20 protein-coding genes are annotated in these 21,781 nt (G+C 73.5%); 13 read left to right on the top strand and 7 right to left on the bottom strand.

The features are described 5' to 3' along the window. Positions 1 to 16: 16 nt before the first annotated feature. Positions 17 to 670: a bifunctional DNA primase/polymerase gene (locus ACZ7FF_RS27500; RefSeq protein WP_470815171.1), complete on the bottom strand. Its 654-nt coding sequence runs from the start codon at positions 668 to 670 to the stop codon at positions 17 to 19. Positions 671 to 929: 259 nt separating this feature from the next. Between ACZ7FF_RS27500 and ACZ7FF_RS27495 the strand changes: the two genes are divergently transcribed. Continuing rightward, positions 930 to 2,315 (top strand): transcriptional regulator, encoded by a 1,386-nt coding sequence (locus ACZ7FF_RS27495; protein WP_470815169.1) that lies wholly within the window; start codon positions 930 to 932, stop codon positions 2,313 to 2,315. Between the two features lie 201 nt (positions 2,316 to 2,516). Then, complete coding sequence (locus ACZ7FF_RS27490) at positions 2,517 to 4,115, top strand: hypothetical protein (RefSeq protein WP_470815167.1); 1,599 nt, start codon at positions 2,517 to 2,519, stop codon at positions 4,113 to 4,115. Between the two features lie 24 nt (positions 4,116 to 4,139). Here the strand turns inward: ACZ7FF_RS27490 and ACZ7FF_RS27485 are convergent, their stop codons facing one another. After that, a complete protein-coding gene (locus ACZ7FF_RS27485) occupies positions 4,140 to 5,462 on the bottom strand; it encodes an ABC transporter substrate-binding protein (protein ID WP_470815165.1) in 1,323 nt (440 codons plus the stop codon). Positions 5,463 to 5,579: 117 nt separating this feature from the next. Here ACZ7FF_RS27485 and ACZ7FF_RS27480 point away from each other — a divergent pair, with 117 nt between their 5' ends. Then, positions 5,580 to 6,080, top strand: coding sequence for an SCO4402 family protein (locus ACZ7FF_RS27480; protein WP_470815163.1), 501 nt, complete (start codon positions 5,580 to 5,582; stop codon positions 6,078 to 6,080). A gap of 46 nt (positions 6,081 to 6,126) precedes the next feature. Next, the gene (purU, locus tag ACZ7FF_RS27475; RefSeq protein ID WP_470815162.1) at positions 6,127 to 7,008 is read left to right on the top strand and encodes a formyltetrahydrofolate deformylase; all 882 of its coding nucleotides are present in this window, start codon (positions 6,127 to 6,129) and stop codon (positions 7,006 to 7,008) included. A 40-nt stretch (positions 7,009 to 7,048) separates the two neighbouring features. Here purU and ACZ7FF_RS27470 read toward each other — a convergent pair whose 3' ends face one another. Then, the gene (locus ACZ7FF_RS27470; RefSeq protein WP_470815160.1) at positions 7,049 to 7,561 is read right to left on the bottom strand and encodes an EF-hand domain-containing protein; all 513 of its coding nucleotides are present in this window, start codon (positions 7,559 to 7,561) and stop codon (positions 7,049 to 7,051) included. 163 nt (positions 7,562 to 7,724) lie between these two features. Then, entirely contained in the window at positions 7,725 to 8,099 is a 375-nt protein-coding gene (locus ACZ7FF_RS27465; protein WP_470815158.1) for an STAS domain-containing protein, read from the bottom strand. A 342-nt stretch (positions 8,100 to 8,441) separates the two neighbouring features. Between ACZ7FF_RS27465 and ACZ7FF_RS27460 the strand changes: the two genes are divergently transcribed. Continuing rightward, positions 8,442 to 9,023 (top strand): sigma-70 family RNA polymerase sigma factor, encoded by a 582-nt coding sequence (locus ACZ7FF_RS27460; protein WP_470815157.1) that lies wholly within the window; start codon positions 8,442 to 8,444, stop codon positions 9,021 to 9,023. Further along, positions 9,020 to 10,474 carry a maleylpyruvate isomerase N-terminal domain-containing protein gene (locus ACZ7FF_RS27455; RefSeq protein ID WP_470815155.1) on the top strand — a complete coding sequence of 485 codons (1,455 nt, stop codon included), beginning with the start codon at positions 9,020 to 9,022 and terminating at the stop codon, positions 10,472 to 10,474. The genes ACZ7FF_RS27460 and ACZ7FF_RS27455 overlap by 4 nt, the downstream gene beginning before the upstream one ends. Before the next feature lie 22 nt (positions 10,475 to 10,496). On the opposite strand, the gene ACZ7FF_RS27450 is transcribed toward ACZ7FF_RS27455, so the two are convergent. Continuing rightward, positions 10,497 to 11,999, bottom strand: a complete 1,503-nt coding sequence (locus ACZ7FF_RS27450; protein WP_470815153.1) for a class I adenylate-forming enzyme family protein — start codon at positions 11,997 to 11,999, stop codon at positions 10,497 to 10,499. A gap of 86 nt (positions 12,000 to 12,085) precedes the next feature. Here ACZ7FF_RS27450 and ACZ7FF_RS27445 point away from each other — a divergent pair, with 86 nt between their 5' ends. From ACZ7FF_RS27445 to ACZ7FF_RS27430, 4 genes are all read left to right on the top strand, one after another. Beyond that, complete coding sequence (locus ACZ7FF_RS27445) at positions 12,086 to 13,282, top strand: amidohydrolase family protein (protein ID WP_470815152.1); 1,197 nt, start codon at positions 12,086 to 12,088, stop codon at positions 13,280 to 13,282. Then, complete coding sequence (locus tag ACZ7FF_RS27440) at positions 13,282 to 14,415, top strand: acyl-CoA dehydrogenase family protein (RefSeq protein ID WP_470815150.1); 1,134 nt, start codon at positions 13,282 to 13,284, stop codon at positions 14,413 to 14,415. The genes ACZ7FF_RS27445 and ACZ7FF_RS27440 overlap by 1 nt, the downstream gene beginning before the upstream one ends. A gap of 2 nt (positions 14,416 to 14,417) precedes the next feature. Beyond that, positions 14,418 to 15,284: an acyl-CoA dehydrogenase family protein gene (locus ACZ7FF_RS27435; RefSeq protein WP_470815148.1), complete on the top strand. Its 867-nt coding sequence runs from the start codon at positions 14,418 to 14,420 to the stop codon at positions 15,282 to 15,284. A 550-nt stretch (positions 15,285 to 15,834) separates the two neighbouring features. Further along, entirely contained in the window at positions 15,835 to 16,308 is a 474-nt protein-coding gene (locus ACZ7FF_RS27430; protein ID WP_470815550.1) for an ATP-binding protein, read from the top strand. Positions 16,309 to 16,586: 278 nt separating this feature from the next. Here ACZ7FF_RS27430 and ACZ7FF_RS27425 read toward each other — a convergent pair whose 3' ends face one another. Beyond that, positions 16,587 to 17,513 carry a cyclase family protein gene (locus tag ACZ7FF_RS27425; protein WP_470815146.1) on the bottom strand — a complete coding sequence of 309 codons (927 nt, stop codon included), beginning with the start codon at positions 17,511 to 17,513 and terminating at the stop codon, positions 16,587 to 16,589. 86 nt (positions 17,514 to 17,599) lie between these two features. On the opposite strand from ACZ7FF_RS27425, the gene ACZ7FF_RS27420 reads away from it, so the two are divergent. The 3 genes from ACZ7FF_RS27420 to ACZ7FF_RS27410 are packed head-to-tail and all read left to right on the top strand — an operon-like array spanning position 17,600 to position 20,759. Continuing rightward, positions 17,600 to 18,514, top strand: coding sequence for an SDR family NAD(P)-dependent oxidoreductase (locus tag ACZ7FF_RS27420; protein ID WP_470815144.1), 915 nt, complete (start codon positions 17,600 to 17,602; stop codon positions 18,512 to 18,514). A gap of 44 nt (positions 18,515 to 18,558) precedes the next feature. Beyond that, a complete protein-coding gene (locus ACZ7FF_RS27415) occupies positions 18,559 to 19,707 on the top strand; it encodes an acyl-CoA dehydrogenase family protein (protein WP_470815142.1) in 1,149 nt (382 codons plus the stop codon). Further along, positions 19,707 to 20,759 (top strand): Zn-dependent alcohol dehydrogenase, encoded by a 1,053-nt coding sequence (locus tag ACZ7FF_RS27410; protein ID WP_470815141.1) that lies wholly within the window; start codon positions 19,707 to 19,709, stop codon positions 20,757 to 20,759. The genes ACZ7FF_RS27415 and ACZ7FF_RS27410 overlap by 1 nt, the downstream gene beginning before the upstream one ends. On the opposite strand, the gene ACZ7FF_RS27405 is transcribed toward ACZ7FF_RS27410, so the two are convergent. Then, complete coding sequence (locus tag ACZ7FF_RS27405) at positions 20,749 to 21,744, bottom strand: GlxA family transcriptional regulator (RefSeq protein ID WP_470815139.1); 996 nt, start codon at positions 21,742 to 21,744, stop codon at positions 20,749 to 20,751. The two genes, ACZ7FF_RS27410 and ACZ7FF_RS27405, sit on opposite strands and share 11 nt — an antisense overlap. Positions 21,745 to 21,781: the final 37 nt, after the last annotated feature.

Below are 21,781 nucleotides of genomic sequence, written 5' to 3'. Positions count from 1 at the left end.
ACGTCCAGGGGGATTCTCAGCGGTCCCGTCCACAGGCATAGGCGAGCGGGGAGATCAACTCCTCGGCGTCCGGCAGCCATCGGTTCGCCGGGGTCGGCCGGCAGGCCCACTGCACGGCACCGCGGGAGCCGAACCGGGTGGGCGGCGCGGCCACGTAGGAGCCCTCGCCCAGGGCGACCAGGTCCAGGGACGGCATCGACCAGCCCAGCGTCCGCACCAGCTCCGGCACCTTCGCCGAACCGCCCGGCAGCACGAGGAAGTGCATCCGCCGGTCCGGGGTCAGCGTGACCGGGCCGAGGGTCAGCTCCATCCGCTCCATGCGCGCGAGGGCCAGGAACCCCGCACTCTCCGCGACGGACAGCGCGTCGAAGGTGCGGCCCGTGGGCAGCAGGATCGACGCCGTGGGCTGCTTCTGCCACATTCGGCGGGCGACGGTCGCGCTTCCGGTCGCCTGGCTCGCCCAGTCGGGGCGCGTGGGGTGCGCACCCGGCGCAGGGCAGGAGGCGTCGCCGCACGAGCAGCGCTGCACCCCGTCGACGGCTTCCAGCCAGGTGCCCGGGAACACGTCCCAGTGCCGCTCCTCGGCGTAGCGCACGGCGGTTTCCAGCAGCGATTCCCCGCGCTGCTGCGGAATCTGGGCGGCCTCGGGGCCCGCGATCGTCTCTTCCACGTTCCACTCAACTCCCGTACCCACCTCGGGTTACGGCTCGGGCACGTGCGCGGGAGGAGCATCGATTCCGCAGTCGGGGCGCACGGGTGCACGGCCGGGGGCGCGCGGGAGGAAGCGGGGCGTGCGATGGGTAGCCAGGGAGGGGGGTGGCATCTGCCTTTACCCCGGCAAACCGCACATGTCACGCATTGACGGTATGTCAGCTGGGCAGTGATCTTCCCGAAACGGTCACGCTCCAGGGGTTCGCAGGGGGTAGCACATGGCCGCAAGGCCTCTCGTGGCGAGGCAGCCGAACGAACGGCTGCAGGCACTCATCCAGGAAGCGGGGTGCTCGAACGCCGGGCTGGCCCGGCGGGTCAACATGTGCGGCGCCGAGCACGGTCTCGACCTGCGCTACGACAAGACGTCCGTGGCCCGCTGGCTGCGCGGCCAGCAGCCACGGGGCCGGGCGCCGGCGATCATCGCGGAGGCGCTCGGGCGCAAGCTCGGCCGTACGGTCACGATCGACGAGATCGGCATGGCCAACGGCAAGAACCTCGCCTCGGGGGTCGGTCTCCAGTTCTCGCCGACGGTACTGGGGGCCATCGAGCAGGTCTGCGAGCTGTGGCGCAGCGACGTGGGGCGCCGGGACTTCCTGTCCGGCTCCTCCGTCGCCGCCTCCGCGCTGGTCGAGCCCAGCCGTGACTGGCTGATCTCGGCGCCGGACGCCCAGGTGGCCCGGCAGGCGGGTCCGCGCGTGGGCCTGTCCGATGTGGCGGCCGTACGGTCGATGACCCAGGCGCTGAGCGATCTCGACCACCAGTTCGGGAGCGGGCATGTGCGCCCGGTCGTGGTGCACTACCTGAACAGCGTGGTGTCCGGGCTGCTCGCGGGGTCCTACCGGGAGGCGGTCGGGCGGGAACTCTTCGCCGCGGTGGCCCGGTTGACCGAGCTAGCCGGGTACATGGCGGTGGACACCGGCCAACCGGGCCTGGCCCAGCGGTACTACATCCAGTCGCTGCGCCTCGCGCAGGCCGCCGGGGACCGCGGCTACGGCGGTTACGTGCTCGCCGCGTCCATGAGCCACCTCGCCGCACAGCTCGGGAACCCGCGCGAGATCGCCCAGTTGGCGCGGGCGGCGCAGGAGGGGGCGCGCGGGCAGGTGACCCCGCGGGTGGACGCGATGTTCCACGCGGCCGAGGCGCGCGGGCACGCCCTGCTCGGCGACGCGCGCGCGGCGCAGGCCGCGGGCGGACGGGCCGCCACGGCGATGGAGCGGGCCGACCCGGCCTCCGGGGACGACCCGGTGTGGATCGCGCACTTCGACCAGGCCTATCTGGCCGACGAGTTGGCGCACTGCCACCGCGACCTCGGACAGGCCGAGGCGGCCGCGCGCTGTGCCGAGCAGTCGCTGGCCGGGCACCCCGAGTCCCGGGCCCGCCGGCGCGCGATCGGCTATGTGCTGCTCGCCACGGCCCAGGTGCAGCAGCGCGAGATCGAACAGGCCTGCGCCACCGGCCTGAAGGCGGTGGAACTGCTGGAGGGGCTGCGTTCCAACCGGGGCGCGGAGTACCTGGAGGACCTGCAGCAGCGCCTCGAACCCTTCCGGGACGAGTCGGTGGTGAGGGAGTTCGGGGCCCGCCTCGACCTCCAGCAGGCCGCGTGAACACCGGCCCCGCGCGCGCGTGAACGTGTGGCGAACGACACGTGTGTGTGCCGTAGGCCCCATGAACAGCGCCGCGCGGGGCGGTTGTGTTACTGCCGTCACAGGTGAGGAGGTCTGGTCCTGAGCTGCGTGGCACCCGGCTCGGGGGACCCGGTAGCGTGACCCGACGATTCACAAGGTCCCCCATTAGTAGGAGTCCCGGTGACGCAGAGCGGACAGGGCGAGAACCCCTCGGCGCAGCCCGCGCGCGAAGGCATCGTGCTGCCCTCCGACGGAGGCGAGCCCGTGCTTCCGGGCATGAGCGCCGCGCCCGCGCCCGCACCCGCGGCACCGTCCGGCGGGCAGGCCTGGGGCGGTTCCTGGGGCCCGGAGCAGCAGGCACCCCAGCAGAGCCAGGGCTGGGCCCCCGCGCCCGCCCAGGAGTGGGGCACCCCCGGCGCTCCGCAGCAGTCCCCGTCCGCGAGCGGCCCCGGCCCGCTGCCCCCCGAGGGCGCCCCGGCCCCGTCGTACGGCGGTCCGGCAGCCTCCTACGGCGACCAGGCACCCTCCTACGGCGCCGGCGGTCAGGGCGGCGCGTACGGCGCGGGCCCGCAGCCGGGTTACGGCACCCCGGACCCGTACCAGCAGCACCAGCAGCAGTACCCGGCCGCAGGCGCCGGTCCGCTGCCGCCGGCCGTGCCGGACGGCTACCCGGGCGCGGGTGCCCCGCCGCCCCCGGCGGCCGAGGGCGCCACCCAGTACCTGCCGCCGGTCGCGGGTGCGCCCGCCGGCGCGGCCGAGGGGGCGACGCAGTACCTGCCGCCGGTGCCCGCCGCACCCGCCGACGAGGGCGCCACGCAGTTCATCCCGCCGGTGGCGGCGGGCGGGCCGCCGCCCGAGGCGGCCGGCGAGCAGACGCGCTACCTGGGCATCACGCCCCAGCAGCCGGCGGCCGTGCCGTCCGACGCGGAGGCCACCCAGTTCATACCGCCGTACGCGGCCCAGGGCCAGGGCGGGGACCGGCAGCCGCCCGCCGAGTTCGACAACCTCTTCCGGGGCGGCCCGGCCGGCGCCGACGCCCCGGCCGGGTCCACCCAGCAGCTCCCGCGCGTCCCGCAGCAGGGCGCCTACCAGCCGTCGTACGCCCCGGCGCAGCCGTCGTACGGCCCCTCGCACGACGACGAGGGGTCCGGGCGCCGGTCGCGGGTGCCGCTGATCGCCGCCGTCGGCATCGGCATCGTGGTGATCGGCGTGGGTGCCGGCGCGATGCTCAGCGGCGGGGGCGGCAAGGACCAGGCGGCCGACGGCAAGACCGTCGCCGCCACGTCCGCCGCGCCGCAGAACTCCGGGGCGGGGGCCGACCCCGCGCGCCAGCAGGCCGTGGCGCTGGACAAGCTGCTCGCCGACAGCGGCAACAGCCGCGCCTCGGTGATCAAGGCGGTGGCCGACGTCAAGCAGTGCGACAACCTCGACCAGTCGGCGTCCGGCCTGCGGGACGCCGCCGGGCAGCGCGGCCGGCTGGTCACCCGGCTCGGCAAGCTGTCCGTGGACAAGCTGCCGAACAACGCCGCGCTGACGGCCGCCCTGACCTCGGCCTGGCAGGCGTCCGCCGCGGCCGACAACCACTACGCGGCCTGGGCCGACCAGGTCAAGGGCAACCGCAAGGGCTGCCGCAAGGGCCATGCCCGGATCACCGGCGAGACCCAGGCGGGCAACCGGGAGAGCGGCACCGCCAGCGAGCAGAAGGTCAAGGCGGCGGCGCTGTGGAACGCGATCGCGCAGAAGTACGGCCTGACCCAGCGCCAACCCACCCAGCTGTGAGCGAGGGGGGCGCGGGCGTGCGGGTCACTGCACGTCCGCGCTCTCCAGCGTCTGCGTCATGTCCGCGATGCCGTTGATGCCGCCGATGCCCTTGCGGGCCGAGACCAGCTGCCCGTTCTGGACCACCTGCAGGGTGACGTCGGCGTTGACCATGCGCGGGAAGCCGACCCCGGCCAGCTTGCCCTCGTAGGGCCAGTGCAGGGTCGGGGTGAGGCCGCCGGTGGAGACCTGCAGGCCGTCGTCCAGGGTGTGCCGCACGGTGTCGGAGCTCACGTCGCCGTCGCCGATCTTGTCCAGGGCGGCCTTGAGCACGGTGTAGGCGATCCAGGTGGTCTGCACCCCGGCATCCGCGGGGTCGATGTCGTTGTCGCCGAAGGCCTCCTCGTTGATGACCTTCTTCATCAGGTCCCAGCGCGTGTCGGAGGCCGGCGGGTACCAGCCGGTGATGTACGCCCCCTCGTACGGCCCGGAGGCGCCGCCCGTCGCATTGATCACGGTCTGGTCGACGCTGCCGAGGACGGTGGCGAGGCGCACCGCCGGGTAGCTGTCGCGGGCCCGCCGGAAGGAGTCCATGAAGATGTCCGTACGGTCCCCGAGCGCGGGCACCACGCAGCCCTTGCGGACCGGGTCCTTGGTCGCGTACCGCAACGCCTGGTCGGACTGGCCGCTGTACTCGGTGAGGTCCTCGGCGGCGAGCTGGTCGCCCGCCTGCGGGTGCTTGCCGGCCCGCAGCCCCGAGTCGAGCATCGTCGGCAGCTCGTCGCCCGCGATGCTGTCGGGGCGGACCAGGGAGACGGGCCCGCAGACCGCCGAGAGCGCCTTGCCCAGACCGGCGAGGAGGGCGGGCTGGCCGCCGTTGACCGGGTACGACATCGAGCCGGTGAACTCGTCGTTGGTGACGCCGTAGCCGCCTATGTAGGGGATGCCGGCGCCCTCCAGCGGGGCGAGGTAGGAGTCGCCGAACTGGCTGTAGGAGCCGACGACGGCCACCACGTCCTCGTCCGCCGCGTACCGGGCGCACTTCGCGGCACCCACGCTGTCGTTGTGGTCGTTGCAGGTCAGGACGTCGAGCTTGCGGCCGTCGATACCGCCGTGGGCGTTGAGCCACTTGGCGTAGGCGCGGGCCATCGCGGGCATGCCGGGCTTGTTGGTCGAGTCGGTGCCCTGCGGTGCCCACGTCATGACCTTGATCGGGTCATCCCCGGCGCCCCCCGTGACACCGGGGATGACCCCGCATCCGGCGGTGAGCGACGCACAGAGAGCCATCGCCCCCAGGGACAGGGCTGCGGCTCTGCCGGGGCGGGAGAAGGAGTGGGGGAAGGTGCGGGTGCGTCGCCTGCCGGTCATGGACACGCACGATTCCCTCACACCGCGAACCGGGGAGTGACCCTCGGTCAATGAAAAGTGACACCCAGGTGAATTACGGGGGCCGGTGGGACCGGTGGGACGAAGAACGTACGATCGATGACCGTGCAAGGTTCGGAGAACTCTTCCCGTCGCGGCCGTCGCTCCTCCACCATGGGCGGCATGCCCCTCAACGACATGCCGTGGTGGCGCTGGCGCAGCAATGTGCGCTCGGCGCTGCACATGCTCTCCGACCCCGGGTTCCAGCGGGACGTCTGGCTGGCCGGCGTGGACGGCTACGGCGACGTCACCGACGCCGTGTACCGGCTGGTGGAGGACACCTGGCTGGACAACTGGTCCGCGGAGAAGTACGTCGGCACGATATTCCGGGACTCGCAGGAGGCGGCGCTCGTCGACACCGCCGTGCTGCGGGTGCTGCGGATCATGCACCAGGTCGGCCCGGACGCGCCGGTCACCGCCTACGTCGACCACGAGAGCTGGCCGGAGGCCGTGCGGGCGGCGCGGGACGCGCACGTGCGGATGGCGGTGAGCGACGGGGAGGACCCGGAGGCGCCGCCGAAGAGCCTGGAAGTGCTGCGGATCCTCACCAGGTCCGCGTAGCGGACGCGGGGCGCCCGCGGACGGTCCGTATGGAACCCTGTAGTACATGAACGAGCAGCCTGCGCCCGCCGCCGCACCGGCCGACCAGTATGTCCTGACTCTGTCCTGCCCGGACAGGAAGGGCATCGTGCACGCCGTGTCCAGCTATCTGTTCATGACCGGCTGCAACATCGAGGACAGCCAGCAGTTCGGTGACCACGACACGGGTCTGTTCTTCATGCGCGTCCACTTCTCCGCGGACGCGCCGGTGACCGTGGACAAGCTGCGTGCGAGCTTCGCCGCGATCGGCGACTCCTTCCACATGGCCTGGCAGATCAACCGGGCCGACGAGCGGATGCGCATCCTGCTGATGGTCAGCAAGTTCGGGCACTGCCTGAACGACCTGCTGTTCCGGGCCAGGATCGGCGCGCTGCCGGTGGACATCGTGGGCGTCGTCTCGAACCACACCGAGTTCGAGGAACTGGTGGGCTCGTACAACGTGCCCTTCCACCACATTCCGGTCACCAGGGACACCAAGTCGGAGTCCGAGGCCAGGCTGCTGGACATCGTCCGCGAGGAGCGGGTCGAACTGGTCGTCCTCGCCCGCTACATGCAGGTGCTCTCGGACGACCTGTGCAAGCAGCTCAGCGGCCGGATCATCAACATCCACCACTCCTTCCTGCCGAGCTTCAAGGGCGCCAAGCCGTACCACCAGGCGCACGCGCGCGGTGTGAAGCTGATCGGCGCCACGGCGCACTACGTGACGGCCGACCTCGACGAGGGGCCGATCATCGAGCAGGAGGTCGAGCGCGTCGGCCACGACGTGACCCCGGACCAGCTGGTGGCCATCGGCCGTGACGTGGAGTGCCAGGCGCTGGCGCGGGCGGTGAAGTGGCACGCGGAGCGCCGGATCCTGCTGAACGGGCGCCGGACGGTCATCTTCGCCTGACCGGCGGGCCCGGCGGTTCGCGCCGGCGCCCGGGCGCCGCCTACTCGGGGATCGTGAAGTAGCGGGCGATGGCGGGGACGATGTCCTGTTCGCCGACGGTGCCGTCGCCCGTCGTGTCCAGCGCGGCGGCGGTCGCCAGGGCGATCTCCTGCGGCACGTGGAACACCCGCAGCACGCGCGCCGTGTCCGCGACCGTGGCCCGGCCGTCCCCGTCGGTGTCCGCGACGGCGAGGGCCGCGTGCAGGAAGGGGCGGGCGATCTCGGCGAAGCGGTCGGGGTTGTCCCGCAGGCGCTTGACCGCGCCGGTGACGAACTCCTCGCGGGTGATGCGCTGGTCGCCGTCGCGGTCCGCGATCCCGGCCATGCCCTGCCAGAACGCCTCCGCACCCGCGTAGAGCGCCTGCCCCTCGGCGGAGCGGGCGGGCACGGCGAACTCGGCGAGCAGCGCCTTGGCCGCCGCGCTGAAGTCCCCGCGGTCGATGTGGCCGTTGCCGTCCTGGTCGAAGGTGGCGAAACGGGCGGCGATCCTGCGCTCGTACTCGGTGCTGACCATGTCTGTTCGGGCCGCCTTACCTGTGCGTGGGGTTGACCTGGCACGGAGCGTACGACGCGGGTGGCCGCCAGGCGGCGGGAAACCGGCGGTTGTGCCAAGACCGGGGGAATTCCGCGACAACGGTGTGGCCCTGTCGCGTATCTCCTCGGGGTTCACGCGGGGTTCACGCGGACAGGGGGTCGGCCTCGTCGGTCGTGGCGGATTCGAGGTCGGGGCGGACGTCGAAGAGGCGGCGCACCCCGAGCGCGCCGAGGACCCGGTTGACGTGGGAGCCGTCCTCGGCGCCCCGGTCGGGCAGTATCAGCCGCAGCCGGCCCTGGCAGGAGCGGATCAGCCGGCGGGCGGCGACGAGGACGCCGACCCCGCTGGAGTCGCAGAAGAACACGTCGGAGAGGTCCACGACGAGGCTGTGGTGGCCTTCGGCCACGACGTCGTGGACCCGTTGGCGCAGCACCGGCGAGGTCATCAGGTCCAGTTCCCCGGACACCCGGAGCACGGCCCACTCGCCCTGTTCGACGCCGGTCACGTTGAAAGCCACGGCCTAGCCCCTCCGCTCGCCGGATCTCCCGGAACCGCACGGAAACGGAAGTAGTTCCTACGTTTCATTCCGCGCGGCTGCCCAGCGGCGTTTCCCTGAAACGTCGGGTGGCAAACGGCACGTGATCGACAAGGGGCTTGTTTCGGTCACTATCGATCCTGTTCGATCAGAGGTGTACGCGCCCTGTGTGGAGGTTGTGTGAAGAGGGCACTATCACCTGCGGCCCTTCGGGGGGCGCACATTGACACAAAGGGGCGTGCACTGTCAGTCGTGCCGACTACATTCGAGAGGACGGTGCAGACAGGCTGGAAGGCCGCGGGACGGGCGAGGGGAGGGGACCGCATGGCCGAGAAGGACGTACCACCGCGCTGGGACCGCAAGATGCAGCAGCGGCTCGCCCGCGGCGAGGCGGCCGCCCTGGGCGAGTTGTACGACAGGTACGCCTCCCTGGTGCACAGCCTGGCCCACCGCGTCCTCGGCGACGAGAGGGCGGCCGACGGCATCACCCGCGAGGTCTTCGCGCACGTCTGGGAGCACCCTGAGACCTACGACCCCAAGCAGGGCCCGCTGCGCTCCTGGATCGCCGCGGTGACCCACCGGCTCGCCGTGCTGCGGCTGCGCGACCGGGAGGTGCTGGAGCGCCGGGAAGAGGCGGAGGACGGGGAGCCGGAGCGCGAGGAGCTGGAGGGCAAGGTGCGCCGCGCCTCGGTCGCAGCCCGCGCCGACTACATCGTGCACTCCATGCCCGCCCCGCTGCGCGCCGCCCTGGAACTGGCCTACTTCCAGCGCCGCGACTACCGCCAGACCGCCGTCGACCTCGGCGTCACCGAGGACGAGGCCCGCCGTCGGCTCCGCCTCGGCCTGCAGCTGCTCTCCACCGCGCACGACGTCGGTGCGCCCCCGGGATACGGCGGTGCGGTGTGAGCGGGACGGAACGGCCGGAGGCGCACGGGGAGCACGCGGGCCGCGGCGGTCACGACGGCGGCGACCCGAACGGCCCCTGCGCGCACGGCCCGGACGAGCGGCCCGCACCGGGCCACGACGTCACGGGCCACGACGTCACGGGCGCCGGCGGACCGGACGCGGGCGTCCCCGGTGCGGGCGGTGGCGCGGGCGGCCCGGCCCCGCGGCCCGGCGGTTCCGAGCCGGTTCGGCCGCCACGGATACCGATGCCCCGCGCCTCCGTCGAGGACGGCGGGCGACCGCTGCCCGACCTCACCGGTCAGGGGGACCCCGCACCCGTGCCGCTCGACCTCCCGCACGATGTCCTGAAGTCGCTCCTCGGCGCCTGGGCGCTGGCCGCGTGCTCGGCGGCGGAGACGGATGCCGTGGAGCACCACCTCGGCTCCTGCGGGGGCTGCGCCGACGAGGCGCGCCGGCTGCGCGAGGCGGTCGGCCTGCTGCACCAGCCGGAGAGCCTCGACCTCGACCCCGCGCTGCGCACCCGGGTCCTGGAGAGCTGCCTGGACCGCCGGCCGCCGCGCATCCCGCTGCCCGAGTGGGCGGCGCCCTACGACGCCGAGACCGCCCGACTGGACGCGCTGCTGCAGGACTTCGGGGACGCGGAGTGGCACGCCCCGGTGCGGCTGCGGTGGTTCGAGGAGGACGCGGCCACGAGCCGTCGTACGACCGTGGCCGGGGTGATCGCGCACCTGCTGTCCGTGGACGGGCTGATCGCGGCCGCGCTCGGCCTGGAGGACCCGCTGGCGCGGGTCGCCGGTCCCCGGGAGCGGGACGCGGCGGGTCCGGCCGCGCGCACGGAGGCGTTCTGGCGGGCCTCCCACTTCCCGCCGACCCGTTCGGTGCGGGCGCCCTGGCGGGAGCAGAGCCACAGCCTGGTGCGGACCGTGGCCTTCACGGGCAGCCACGCGGGCGGTCTGACGGTGCCCTACGGCGGCTTCGAACTGCCGCTGCACGACGCGATGCTGGACCGCGCCTTCGAGTGCTGGGTGCACGCCGAGGACATCGCGGAGGCGGTGGACTACCCGTACCAGCCGCCGGCGCCGCGCCACCTCAGCAGGATGATCGACCTCGCCGCCCGGATGCTGCCGGCCGCGCTCGCCGAGCGGCGGCGGGCCGGGCTGTCCGCGCCGGGCGGCCGGACCCCGCACCTGGTGGCCGCGGGCGCGCCGGGCCGCAGCCTGCGGCTGGAGATCGAGGGCGCCGCGGGCGGCGAGTGGCTGATCCCGCTCGACTCGCCGGGCGCCGTGGGCTCCGCCGACCACGAGGTGGCCCATGTCGCCCTGGACGGCGTGGAGTTCTGCCGGCTGGCCGCGGGCCACATCTCCCCGGAGGAGGCCGCGGCGGGCCAGGTCGGCGACCGCCAGGCGATCAGAGACGTCCTGTTCGCCGCGGCGGGGCTGAGCCGCATGTGATCCCCCCGGGGCCGTCCCGCGCCTAGGGCGTCGCGAAGCGCTCCCGCAGCCGGTACTTGAGCACCTTGCGCAGGGTGTCGTTGCGGGGCAGCGCCTCCACGACCTCCAGGCGTTCCGGGAGCTTGTGCACCGACAGGCCCTCCGCGCGCAGGTGTCCGACGGCCTCGGCGAGTGTCAGCCGGGGTGCGCCGGGGGGCTGTTCCACCACCGCGCACACCAGCTCGCCGCGCTCCGCGTCCGGCAGGCCGATCACCGCCACGTCGCCCACCGCGGGGTGCCGGTGCAGCAGGTCCTCGATCTCCTTAGCCGAGATGTTCTCGCCCTTGCGGATGATCACGTCCTTCAGGCGGCCGGTGAGGACCAGATGGCCGGAGTCCGTCACCCGGCCCAGGTCGCCGGTGCGCAGGAAGCCGTCGGCGTCGAACGCGGCGGCGGTCTGGGCGGGGTCCAGGTAGCCCCGGCAGACGGCCTCGCCGCGCAGGCGTATCTCGCCGTCGACGACGCGGACCTCCATCCCGGCCGGCGGGCGGCCCTCGGTGGCCGCCAGGTTCTCGGGGGTGTCCCCGGGGTCGCCCATGGTGATCATCGGGACCTCGGTCATGCCGTACCCGTGGGTGAGCTGGACGCCCATCTCGCGGACCACGGCGTGGTACAGCCCGGGCGGCTTGGGGGCGCCGCCGCCCGCGAGCAGGCGCAGGGAGGGGATGACCCTCGTGCCCGGGCGCCGGCGCTGCTCGGCCAGGAACATCGAGTAGAACGCCGTCGAGCCGCCGGCCACCGTCACCCCGTGCCGCCGGTACTCCGTGAGCGCCTCCGGCAGCGCGAAGTGCTCGAACATCACCGCCGGGAAGCCGTAGAGCAGCAGCATGACCGTGTAGTCGGGGCCGGCTATGTGGGCGTAGGGGAAGGCCATCGAGCCCACGTCGTCCGCCGTCAGGCGCAGGGCGTGGGCCAGGCAGGAGCCCCCCGCGATCAGCGAACGGTCGGTGTGCAGCACGCCCTTGGGGTCGGAGGTGGTGCCCGAGGTCCAGTAGATCCAGCGCACCGAGGTGCCCTCGGCGGGCGGGGCGGGGAGCACGGCGGGGTCGCCGTCCGGCAGGGTGCCGTACGCCTCGAAGACGCCCCTCGCGCCGAGGCGCCGGGCCATCTCCGTGTGGTCGAAACCGCGCCAGGTTCCCGGTACGGCGAAGAACTCCGCCTTCGCCTCCCGCAGCGCGAAGCCGACCTCGCGGTCCCGGTAGAAGGGGATGACCGGGGACTGCACGGCGCCGAGGCGGGCCAGGGCGAAGGAGAGCAGCGCGGTCTCGATGCGGGTGGGCAGCTGCCAGGCGACCACGGTGCCGGGGCGTACCCCCATGCCGTGCAGGCCGGCCGCCACCCGCTCGGCGCGCGAGCAGAGCTCCCCGAAGGTCAGGACCCGGTCCTCCTGGAGCAGTACCGGGCGGTCGGGGGTGAGCCGGGCGCGGGCGGCGACCAGGTCCCACAGCGTGCGGGCGGAACTCAGGGAGTGCGGGGTCTCGTTCACGGGTGCCCCCTGCTTGGCTGACGACTCGTCAGGTGTCATGCTATCTGACGGACCATCAGATAAGTACCGTCCGGCGGAGGGGACCCATGGCCACCGAACTGCCCCGCATCGTCAGCGTCGACGATCACGTGATCGAGCCCGCCCACCTCTTCGAGACCTGGCTGCCGGCGAAGTACCGGGAGCGCGGCCCGCAGCCGCTGACCGCCGGAATCGGGGAACTGGCCTACGTCGGCGGGAAGTACCAGATCACCATGGACCCGCAGGGGCCGCCGACCGACTGGTGGATCTACGAGGACCTGAAGTTCCCGTACAAGCGGAACATCGCCGCCGTCGGGTTCGACCGGGACGAGATGACCCTGGAGGGGATCACCCGGGAGCAGATGCGGCGCGGCTGCTGGGACCCGAAGGCGCGCCTCGCGGACATGGACCTCAACCACGTCGAGGCCAGTCTCTGCTTCCCCACCTTCCCCCGCTTCTGCGGGCAGACCTTCGCCGAGGCGCACGACAAGGAGGTCGCCCTCGCCTGTGTCCGCGCCTACAACGACTGGATGGTGGAGGAGTGGTGCGGGGACAGCGGCGGCCGGCTCGTCCCGCTGTGCCTGATCCCGCTGTGGGACGTCGCACTGGCCGTCGCGGAGATCCGGCGCAACGCGGCGCGGGGGGTGCGGGCCGTGACCTTCTCGGAGATCCCCACCCACCTCGGGCTGCCGTCCATCCACTCCGGTCACTGGGACCCGTTCTTCGCCGTGTGCCAGGAGACCGGGACGGTCGTCAACATGCACATCGGCAGCAGCTCGCAGATGCCCGCCGCCTCACCGGACGCACCGCCCGCCGTCCAGGCGTCGCTCAGCTTCAACAACGCCATGGCCTCGATGATGGACTACCTCTTCAGCGGCGTCCTGGTGCGGTTCCCGCGACTCAAACTCGCCTACTCCGAGGGGCAGATGGGGTGGGTCCCCTACGCCCTGGAGCGCGCCGACGACGTGTGGGAGGAGCACCGCGCCTGGGGCGGGGTCCGGGACCTGGTGCCCGAGCCGCCGTCGACGTACTACTACCGGCAGATCTTCTGCTGCTTCTTCCGCGACAAGCACGGGGTCGCCTCGCTCGACGTCGTCGGCCGGGACAACGCCACCTTCGAGACCGACTACCCGCACGTCGACTCGACCTTCCCGCACACCAAGGAGGTCGCCCTCGACCATGTGAAGGGCCTGGACGACGAGACCGTCCACAAGCTCATGCGGGGCAACGCCATCCGCATGCTCGACCTCGACCTGGACGACTAGTGGACCTCTCCCTCACCCCCGAGGAGGAGGAGTTCCGCGCCCGGCTGCGCGAGTGGCTCGGCAAGGTGCTGCCCACCCTGCCGCGCAAGCCGTCCCCGGACGACTGGCCCGGCCGCCGCGCCCACGACCTCGGCTGGCAGCGGATGCTGTACGACGCCGGGTACGCCGACGTCCACTGGGACGCCTCGCCGACCCTGCGGCTGCTCTTCCTGGAGGAGACCGAGAAGGCGGGCGCGCCCTACGTGGGGGCCAACTTCGTCGGGCTGCTGCACGCCGGGCCGACCATCGCCGCGGAGGGCACCGCCGGGCAGCGGGCGCGCTGGCTGCCGCCGATCCTGCGCGGGGAGGAGGTGTGGTGCCAGGGGTTCAGCGAACCGGACGCCGGCTCCGACCTCGCCGCGCTGCGCACCCGGGCGCGCCGGGACGGCGACGTGTACGTGGTCAGCGGCGCCAAGATCTGGACCTCGCACGCCGAGGTCGCCGACTGGTGCGAGCTGCTGGTGCGCACCGACCCGGACGCGCCCAGGCACCGGGGCATCACCTGGCTCGCCATGCCCATGGACGCCGAGGGCGTCACCGTAAGGCCGCTGCGCACGCTCGCGGGATCCACCGAGTTCGCCGAGGTGTTCCTCGACGAGGTGCGCGTGCCGGTGGCCAACCGGGTGGGCGAGGAGAACGACGGCTGGCGCGTGACGATGGTGACGCTGTCCTTCGAACGCGGTACCGCCTTCGTCGGGGAGGTCGTCGCCTGCCGCCGCGTCCTGTCCGGGCTGGCCGGCACCGCGCGGGAGAACGGACGCTGGGACGACCCCGCGCTGCGCCGGCGGCTCGGCAGGCTGGACGCGGAGTTCCGGGCGCTGTGGCGGCTGACCCAGTGGAACGTGAGCGAGGCCGAGCGGAACGGCGGGGTGCCCGGGGCCGGGGGCTCGGTCTTCAAGCTCCGCTACTCGCACGCACGGCAGGAGCTGTACGACGCCGCCGCCGAGGTGCTCGGCCCCGACTGCCTCGACCTGGACCGGCCCTGGGTCCTCGACCGGCTGTCCTCCCTGTCGTACACCATCGCCGCCGGCACCTCGCAGATCCAGCGGAACATCGTCGCCGAGCGCATCCTCGGCCTGCCCCGGGGAGGATGAGCATGCGATTCCAGCCGACCGAGGAGCAGCGGGCCCTGCAGGCGGGTGTGCGGGGGCTGCTGGAGCGGCGCTTCGGGCGCGAGGCGCTGCGCGCGGCCGTGGCCGGACCGGGCGTACTCGACCGGTCGCTGTGGTCGGCGCTCGGCGCGGCGGGCTTCTTCGCCCTGCGGCTGCCCGAGGCGGACGGCGGGGTGGGGCTCGGGCTGCCCGAGGCGGTGCTGGCCTTCGAGGAGGCCGGGCGGGCCCTGCTGCCCGGGCCGCTCGTCGCGACCCACCTGGCCGCCGGGACCGTGCCCGGCGCGGCGACCGGCGAGACCGTCGTGGCCGCCGTGGACGGGGGCCTCGTGGAGTGGCTGGACGCGGCGGACGCCGTGCTCGGGGACGCCTCGGCCGCCGTGCCGCTGCGGTCGGTGGACCCGCTGACCCCGCTGCACCGCGTGCCCGCCGCGGGCGCCGCGGATCCCGTCGCCGTGCTCCTCACCGCCGCCGAGCAGCTGGGCACGGCCGTGCGGGTGTGCGAACTGGCGGTGCAACACGCCCGGACCCGTGAGCAGTTCGGAAGGCCGATCGGGGCCTTCCAGGCCGTCAAGCACCTGTGCGCGGACCTGCTGGTGCGCGCCGAAACGGCGCGGGCCGCCGTCTACGCGGCCGCCGTCACCGCCGACCCGGCCGACATCGCCGCGGCCCGGCTGCTCGCCGACGAGGCCGCGGTCCGCGGGGCCCGCGACTGCCTCCAGGTGCACGGCGGCATGGGCTTCACCTGGGAGGCGGACGTGCATCTGCACGTGAAGCGGGCCTGGGTGCGGGCCCGGCGCGGGGGCGGGGGCACGGAGAGTGAGGAAGTCCTCGCCGCCGGTCTGGTGGCCTGAGCGGCGCGCGGCGCCCTGCGCTGCGCCGCGCCCAAAGCCTTGGCCCAAGATGTCGCGGATCGTGGCGCGGTGGAATCACACAGCGTCGATACCGGGTTGTGTCCTCGGCGTGACTCGTCACGGCCCGGAGTCGGGGGTGTGCTCCGGTACCTTGTGTGGGATGCGAGTGGCTGCGAGCACGAGCCGTGCCGGCGATGCCCCTGGGGCGGTGCCGGACCACGCGGTGCGCGCCGCTGCTCGCGGGGCGGTCAGGGCTGTTGCCTCCGCCTGTTCGACTCCCCGGCACGAGCGTCGCACAGTATGCCTTACGCGTACTCCTTCGCGCTGGAATATGCCCGAAGCGCTTGTTGGGGTGACTGTACGTCAACCATGCTGTCGCGTAAGGGACTCACGTTCCGTGACCCTTGCTCTGGCCGTTGTTCTGGCCATGCAGAAAATGGCTACGATCGTGGCCCTCGTGATCGTCGCCGCGGCTCACGCCGGGGCGTCCGATCGGCGCGGGGTCATGTGTCCGCCGGTTCGGATGGTGTGAGCGGTGCAGGTGCTTCAAGTGCAGCTGGAGATCCGGCCCGACCCCGCGGAGGTGGGGCGGGCCAGGCGGTGGGCCCGCTCGCGGCTCGGGGGGCTGGGCATAGCGGCCGACGAGCCGTTGGCCGAGACGCTGATCCTGCTCGTCTCCGAGCTGGTGACCAACGCCGTGGTGCACACCGGCTGCCCGGCCGTGCTGCGCCTCTCCCTGCCGGGCCCGCAGGCCGAGGCCGCCCCCTCGGCCACGGTGCGCGTGGAGGTGGCCGACACCAGCTCCCGTGCCCCCGTGCCGCGTTGCGTCGGCGGTGACGCCACCGGCGGCCGGGGCCTGGCCCTCGTGGACTGCCTCGCCGACCGCTGGGGCTGGAGCCCCGAAGGTGCCGGCAAGAGCATCTGGTGCGAACTCGACCGCTGTTCGCAGCCCCGGGAGAGCGCGGCGATGGCGTACGGGGGCGGGATGTCCGCGTACGAGGGTCTCGCCTTCGAGGCGGTGTAGCGGCCAAGTCGGCGGTGCGCCGGGAGTGCAACCGTGCGTGGGCGTCGTGAGCAGGGCGTACGTAACAAATCCCCGTACCGGCGTTGACGACCCGTGACCGGCTGATCACGCTGGAGTGCGTCGATTCGCCGCGAGGGGACGGCGAGGGCCGGGGTGAGCGACGGCGGCCCTCGCCGAGTGTGGGTCGCACCGGACGGCGGCGCGTGCGCGCGGCGGTGGGGGAGACGCGCCGCCAACCGGTCCCGCGGCGTGCTCCGTCCGGCCGTGCGGCCGCGGCCTCAGAGGATCGCCACCGGTGCCACCGGTGTGCCCGTGGCGCCGACGAACGGCTCGGGCATCGCCGACAGCAGGAACGCGTACCGGCCGGATTCTCCACAGGCTGTGGACAACTCTTCGAGATTCCAGTTCTGGCCCTGGAGCATCCCCATCTCCACCAGGTCCAGGGCGTGCACCGGCAGCCACAGGTCGTCGATCTCGGGCGGGAACACCTCGAAGGTGAGCGTGTCGTTGGCGACCGCGGCCACGTCGCGCGCGTGGAACCACTCCGGGCAGCGCACCGAGAGCCCCGGCGACGGATAGCCGTACCCGTGCCTGTCCCCGGCCAGGTACACCTGCACCTGCCCGGTGCGGACCAGCGCGATGTCACCGGCCCGCACCCGGACCCCGCCGAACTCCTGCGCCCGCTCCAGGTCCTCCGGCGTGACCGCGTGGCCGCCCGCCAGCCGGTCCACGCCCCGCGCGCGTGCCACGTCCAGCAGCACCCCGCGCGAGACGACGTGCCGCGCCTTGTCGATGCCGGCGAACTCCGCACCGCCGTGCGCGGTGACCGAACGGGCCGGACGCCCGTTGTAGAGCCGCCCCGAGTGCGAGACATGGGTCAGCGCGTCCCAGTGGGTGCCCGCCTGCAGCCCCATGGTCACCGCGTCGTCGCTGCACGCCACCGTCCCCGGCCCGAACAGCTCCTGGTTGATCTGCACCATCACGTGCAGCGGATTGACCCGCCCCGGGATCATCCCGGTCTGCACCCCGTCCTGCGTGAGCGGCAGCGCGAGCGGGACGCGGCGGCCGGTGCGGACCTCGGCGGCGGCCGCCCGCACGACCTCGTCCGTGACGAGGTTCAGCGTGCCGATCTCGTCCTCGGCACCCCAACGCCCCCAGTTGTTCACGCGCTTGGCGATCTCGTGGAACTCGTCCGGCAGTGCCATCCGGTGCCTCCCCGGGGCTTGTGTCCGCGCATCCGACGGGCCATAAAATCTAACGGACCGTCAGAAACCGCGGGAAGGGGCCGGGCGTGGGGAACTTCTTGGCAGGAAAGGCCGTCGCCGTGACGGGTGCCGGGCGCGGTATCGGGCGGGCGGTGGCGCTCGCGGCGGCGGCCGAGGGCGCGAAGGTCGTCGTCAACGACTACGGGGTGGCCACCGACGGCACCGCACCGGCCGGCGAGGTCGCCGAAGCCGTCGTCAAGGAGATCGAGGCGGCCGGCGGGGAGGCGGTGGCGGTCGCCGACGACATCTCCACGATGGCCGGCGGGCAGCGGGTCGTGGACACCGCCCTGGCCGCCTACGGCCGGCTCGACGGGGTGGTCTGCGTGGCCGGGATCCTGCGCGAGCGCATGCTGTTCAACATGACCGAGGAGGAGTGGGACCCCGTCGTCGCCACCCACCTCAAGGGCACGTTCACCGTGTTCCGGGCGGCCTCCGCGGTGATGCGGCGCCAGCGCTCCGGCACGCTCGTCGGCTTCACCAGCGGCAACCACCAGGGCTCGGTGTCCCAGCCCAACTACAGCGCGGCCAAGGGCGGGATCATCTCCCTGGTCCGCAGCGCGGCGCTCGGGCTGCACAAGTACGGGGTGACCGCGAACGCGGTGGCCCCCGTGGCCCGGACTCGGATGTCGGCGGGCGTCCCCATGGAGCTGGCGGAGATCGGGACACCCGAGGACGTGGCCGCCCTGGTGGTGTACCTGCTGTCCGACCGGGCCGCCGCGCAGGACGTCACCGGGCAGGTGTACACCATCGCGGGCCCGAAGATCGCGGTGTGGGCCCAGCCGAGGGAACTGCGGGCCATGTACGCCGAGGGCGGCTCCTGGACACCGGAATCCATCGCCGAGTTCCTGCCGGGGACCGTGGGGGTCGACCCGATGCCGATGCTGTCCCAGCTCGCGGCGATGGAGAGCGCGGCCCGGGACGGGGCCCGGCCGAACGCCTGACAGTCCCGCGCCCCCAGGGGCGCTCCACACCAAGGCGGTCTTCGATGGATTTCGGATTCACCCAGGACGACGACGTCTTCCGCGCCGAGGCGAGGGCATGGCTGGCGGCGCACGCCGGCCCCTCGGCCGACCGCCGGGACTGGGAGCGCACCCTCGGGAAGGCGGGCTGGATCGGGCTCGGCTGGCCCGAGGGCGGGTACGGCAACCGGACCGGCACCCTCACGGAGCAGGTGGCCTGGGCCGAGGAGTACGCGCGCTCGGCCGCGCCCCCGCGCTCGGGGCACATCGGGGAGAACCTGCTCGCGCCGACCCTGATCGCGCACGGCACGGACGAGCAGAAGGCCCGCTTCCTGCCCCCGGTCGCGGCCGGCGAGGAACTGTGGTGCCAGGGCTACAGCGAGCCGGGCGCCGGTTCGGACCTGGCCGGGGTGCGCACCTCGGCGGTGCGCGAGGGGCCGTACTACCGGATCACCGGTCAGAAGATCTGGACCTCCCTCGCCCGGGAGGCCGACTGGTGCTTCGTGCTGGCCCGGACCGAGCCGGACTCCCGCCGCCACCACGGGCTGAGCTTCCTGCTCGTGCCGATGGACCAGCCCGGCCGCGTCGACGTCAGGCCCATCCGCCAGATGACCGGCACGAGCGACTTCAACGAGGTCTTCTTCGACGGGGCACACGCCCGCGTGGAGCACGTCGTCGGGGGCGAGGGCCGGGGCTGGCCGGTGGCGATGAGCCTGCTCGGGTTCGAGCGCGGGGTGTCCACCCTCGCCCAGCAGATCGGGTTCGCCGAGGAACTCGGCCGGGTCGTGCGGACGGCCGTCGACAGCGGGGCGGTGCGCGATCCCGTGCTGCGCGAGCGGCTGGTGCGGCAGTGGGCCGAGCTGCGGGCCATGCGCTGGCACGCCCTGCGCACCCTCGGCGGCTCGGGCGACCCGGGCGCGCCCAGCGTCGCCAAGCTGCTGTGGGCCGGCTGGCACCAGCGGCTGGGGGAGCTGGCCGTGCAGGTCCGGGGCGCGGCGGCCGCCGTGGGGCCCGGGGAGTGGTCGGCGTCCGTGCCGTACGCGCTGGACGCGGCCCAGCACCTGTTCCTGTTCTCCCGGGCCGACACCATCTACGGCGGCTCGGACCAGGTCCAGCGCACGATCGTCGCCGAGCGGGTGCTCGGCCTGCCCAGAGAGCCCAAGGGGGTCCGCTGATGCGTGGTGTGGTGTTCGACGGCAGACAGGTCCAGGTGGTGGACGACCTGGCGGTGCGGGAGCCGGGTCCCGGCGAGGTGCTGGTGGCGGTCGCGGCGGCCGGGCTGTGTCACAGCGACCTGTCGGTGGTGGACGGCACCATCCCGTTCCCGGTGCCGGTGGTGCTCGGCCACGAGGGCGCCGGGGTCGTGGAGTCGGTCGGCGCGGGGGTCACCCATGTCGCGCCCGGCGACCACGTGGCCCTGTCCACGCTGGCCAACTGCGGCACGTGCGCGGAGTGCGACCGGGGCCGCCCGACGATGTGCCGGCAGGCGATCGGGCGCCCGGGCAGGCCGTTCACCCGGGGCGGCACCCAGCCGGTGCACCAGTTCGCCGCCAACTCCGCCTTCGCCGAGCGCACGGTCGTCCGGGCCGTGCAGGCGGTGCGGATCCCGAAGGACATCCCGCTGGAGTCGGCCGCGCTGATCGGCTGCGGGGTGCTCACCGGGGTGGGCGCGGTCCTGAACCGGGCGCGCGTGGACCGCGGGGACAGCGTCGTCGTCATCGGCACCGGCGGGATCGGGCTGAACGTGCTGCAGGGCGCGCGGCTCGCGGGGGCGCTCAGGATCGTCGCCGTGGACGCCAACCCGGCGAAGGAGGCGGTGGCCCGGCAGTTCGGCGCCACCGACTTCCTGACGTCGGCGGACGGCGTGCGCGACCTGCTGCCCACGGGCGCCGACCACGCCTTCGAGTGCGTCGGACGGGTGGAGCTGATCCGCAGGGCCGTCGACCTCCTCGACCGGCACGGGCAGGCGGTCCTGCTGGGCGTGCCCCCGGCCGCGGCCGAGGCGTCCTTCCAGGTCTCCTCGCTCTACCTGGACAAGTCCATCCTGGGCTGCCGCTACGGCTCCTCCCGCCCCCAGCGGGACATCGCCCTGTACGCCGAGCTGTACCGGCAGGGGCGGCTCATGCTGGACGAACTGGCGACGGCCGTCCATCCGGTGGAGGACTTCGAGAAGGCGCGGGCGGACGCGGAGGCGGGCCGGGTGGCCCGGGCGGTGCTCACGTTCTGACCGCCGATCGGAACGTCCTGCGGTAGGCGGTCGGCGTCACCCCGAGTGCCTGCTGGAGGTGCTGGCGCATCGACTGGGCCGTGCCGAAGCCTGCCTCCCGGGCCACCTGGTCCATGGACAGGTCGCTGGACTCCAGCAGATGGCGGGCGCGCTCCACCCGCTGCCGGGTGAGCCACTGCCCGGGGCTGACGCCCACCTCCTCGCGGAAGCGGCGGGTGAAGGTGCGCACCGACATGGCCTCCTGCCCGGCCATGTCGCGCAGCTGGATCGGCTCGTGGAGGCGGTCCAGCGCCCAGGCGCGCGCCGCGGTCGTGGTCGCCAGCTGGGGGTCGGGGACCGGGCGCTCGATGTACTGGGCCTGGCCGCCGTCGCGGTGGGGCGGTACGACGGTGCGCCGGGCGACGTCGTTGGCGACGGCCGTGCCGAAGTCGCGGCGGACCATGTGCAGGCACAGGTCGATCCCGGCGGCCACGCCCGCCGAGGTGAGCACGTCCCCGTCGTCGACGAACAGCACGTCGGCGTCCACCCTGACCCGCGGGAACATCCGCTGGAAGCGCTCGGCGTCGGCCCAGTGCGTGGTCGCGGGGCGGCCGTCGAGGCGTCCGGCGGCGGCGAGGACGTACACGCCGGTGCAGATGGAGGCGAGCCGGGTGCCGGGCCGGATCCGGGCGAACGCCGCGGCCAGCTCGTCGGTCAGCCGGCCCTCCTCGAAGACGGGGCCGAGTTCGTACGACGCCGGGACGATCACCGTGTCGGCGGTGGCCAGCGCCTCGGGGCCGTGGGGGACGTGCACGGCGAAGTCGGCGTCCGTGTCGACCGGGCCGGGCGCCCGCACCGAGCAGGTCACCACCTCGTACAGATGCCGGCCCCGGTCGTCCCTGGGGCGGCCGAAGATGCGGTGCGGAATGCCCAGTTCGAAGGGGAGCAGGCCGTCCAGTGCGAGGACGGCGACCCGGTGCGGACGGAAGGCCTCGGCGACGCTCATGGCCCGATCGTAGCGAATACTGTCCGCCGGGCCACTC

The sequence above is a fragment of the Streptomyces sp. NPDC037126 genome (assembly GCF_055605965.1).
The sequence above is the reverse complement of the archived record's forward strand: the minus strand, read 5'-3'. Positions and strand labels throughout refer to the sequence as shown.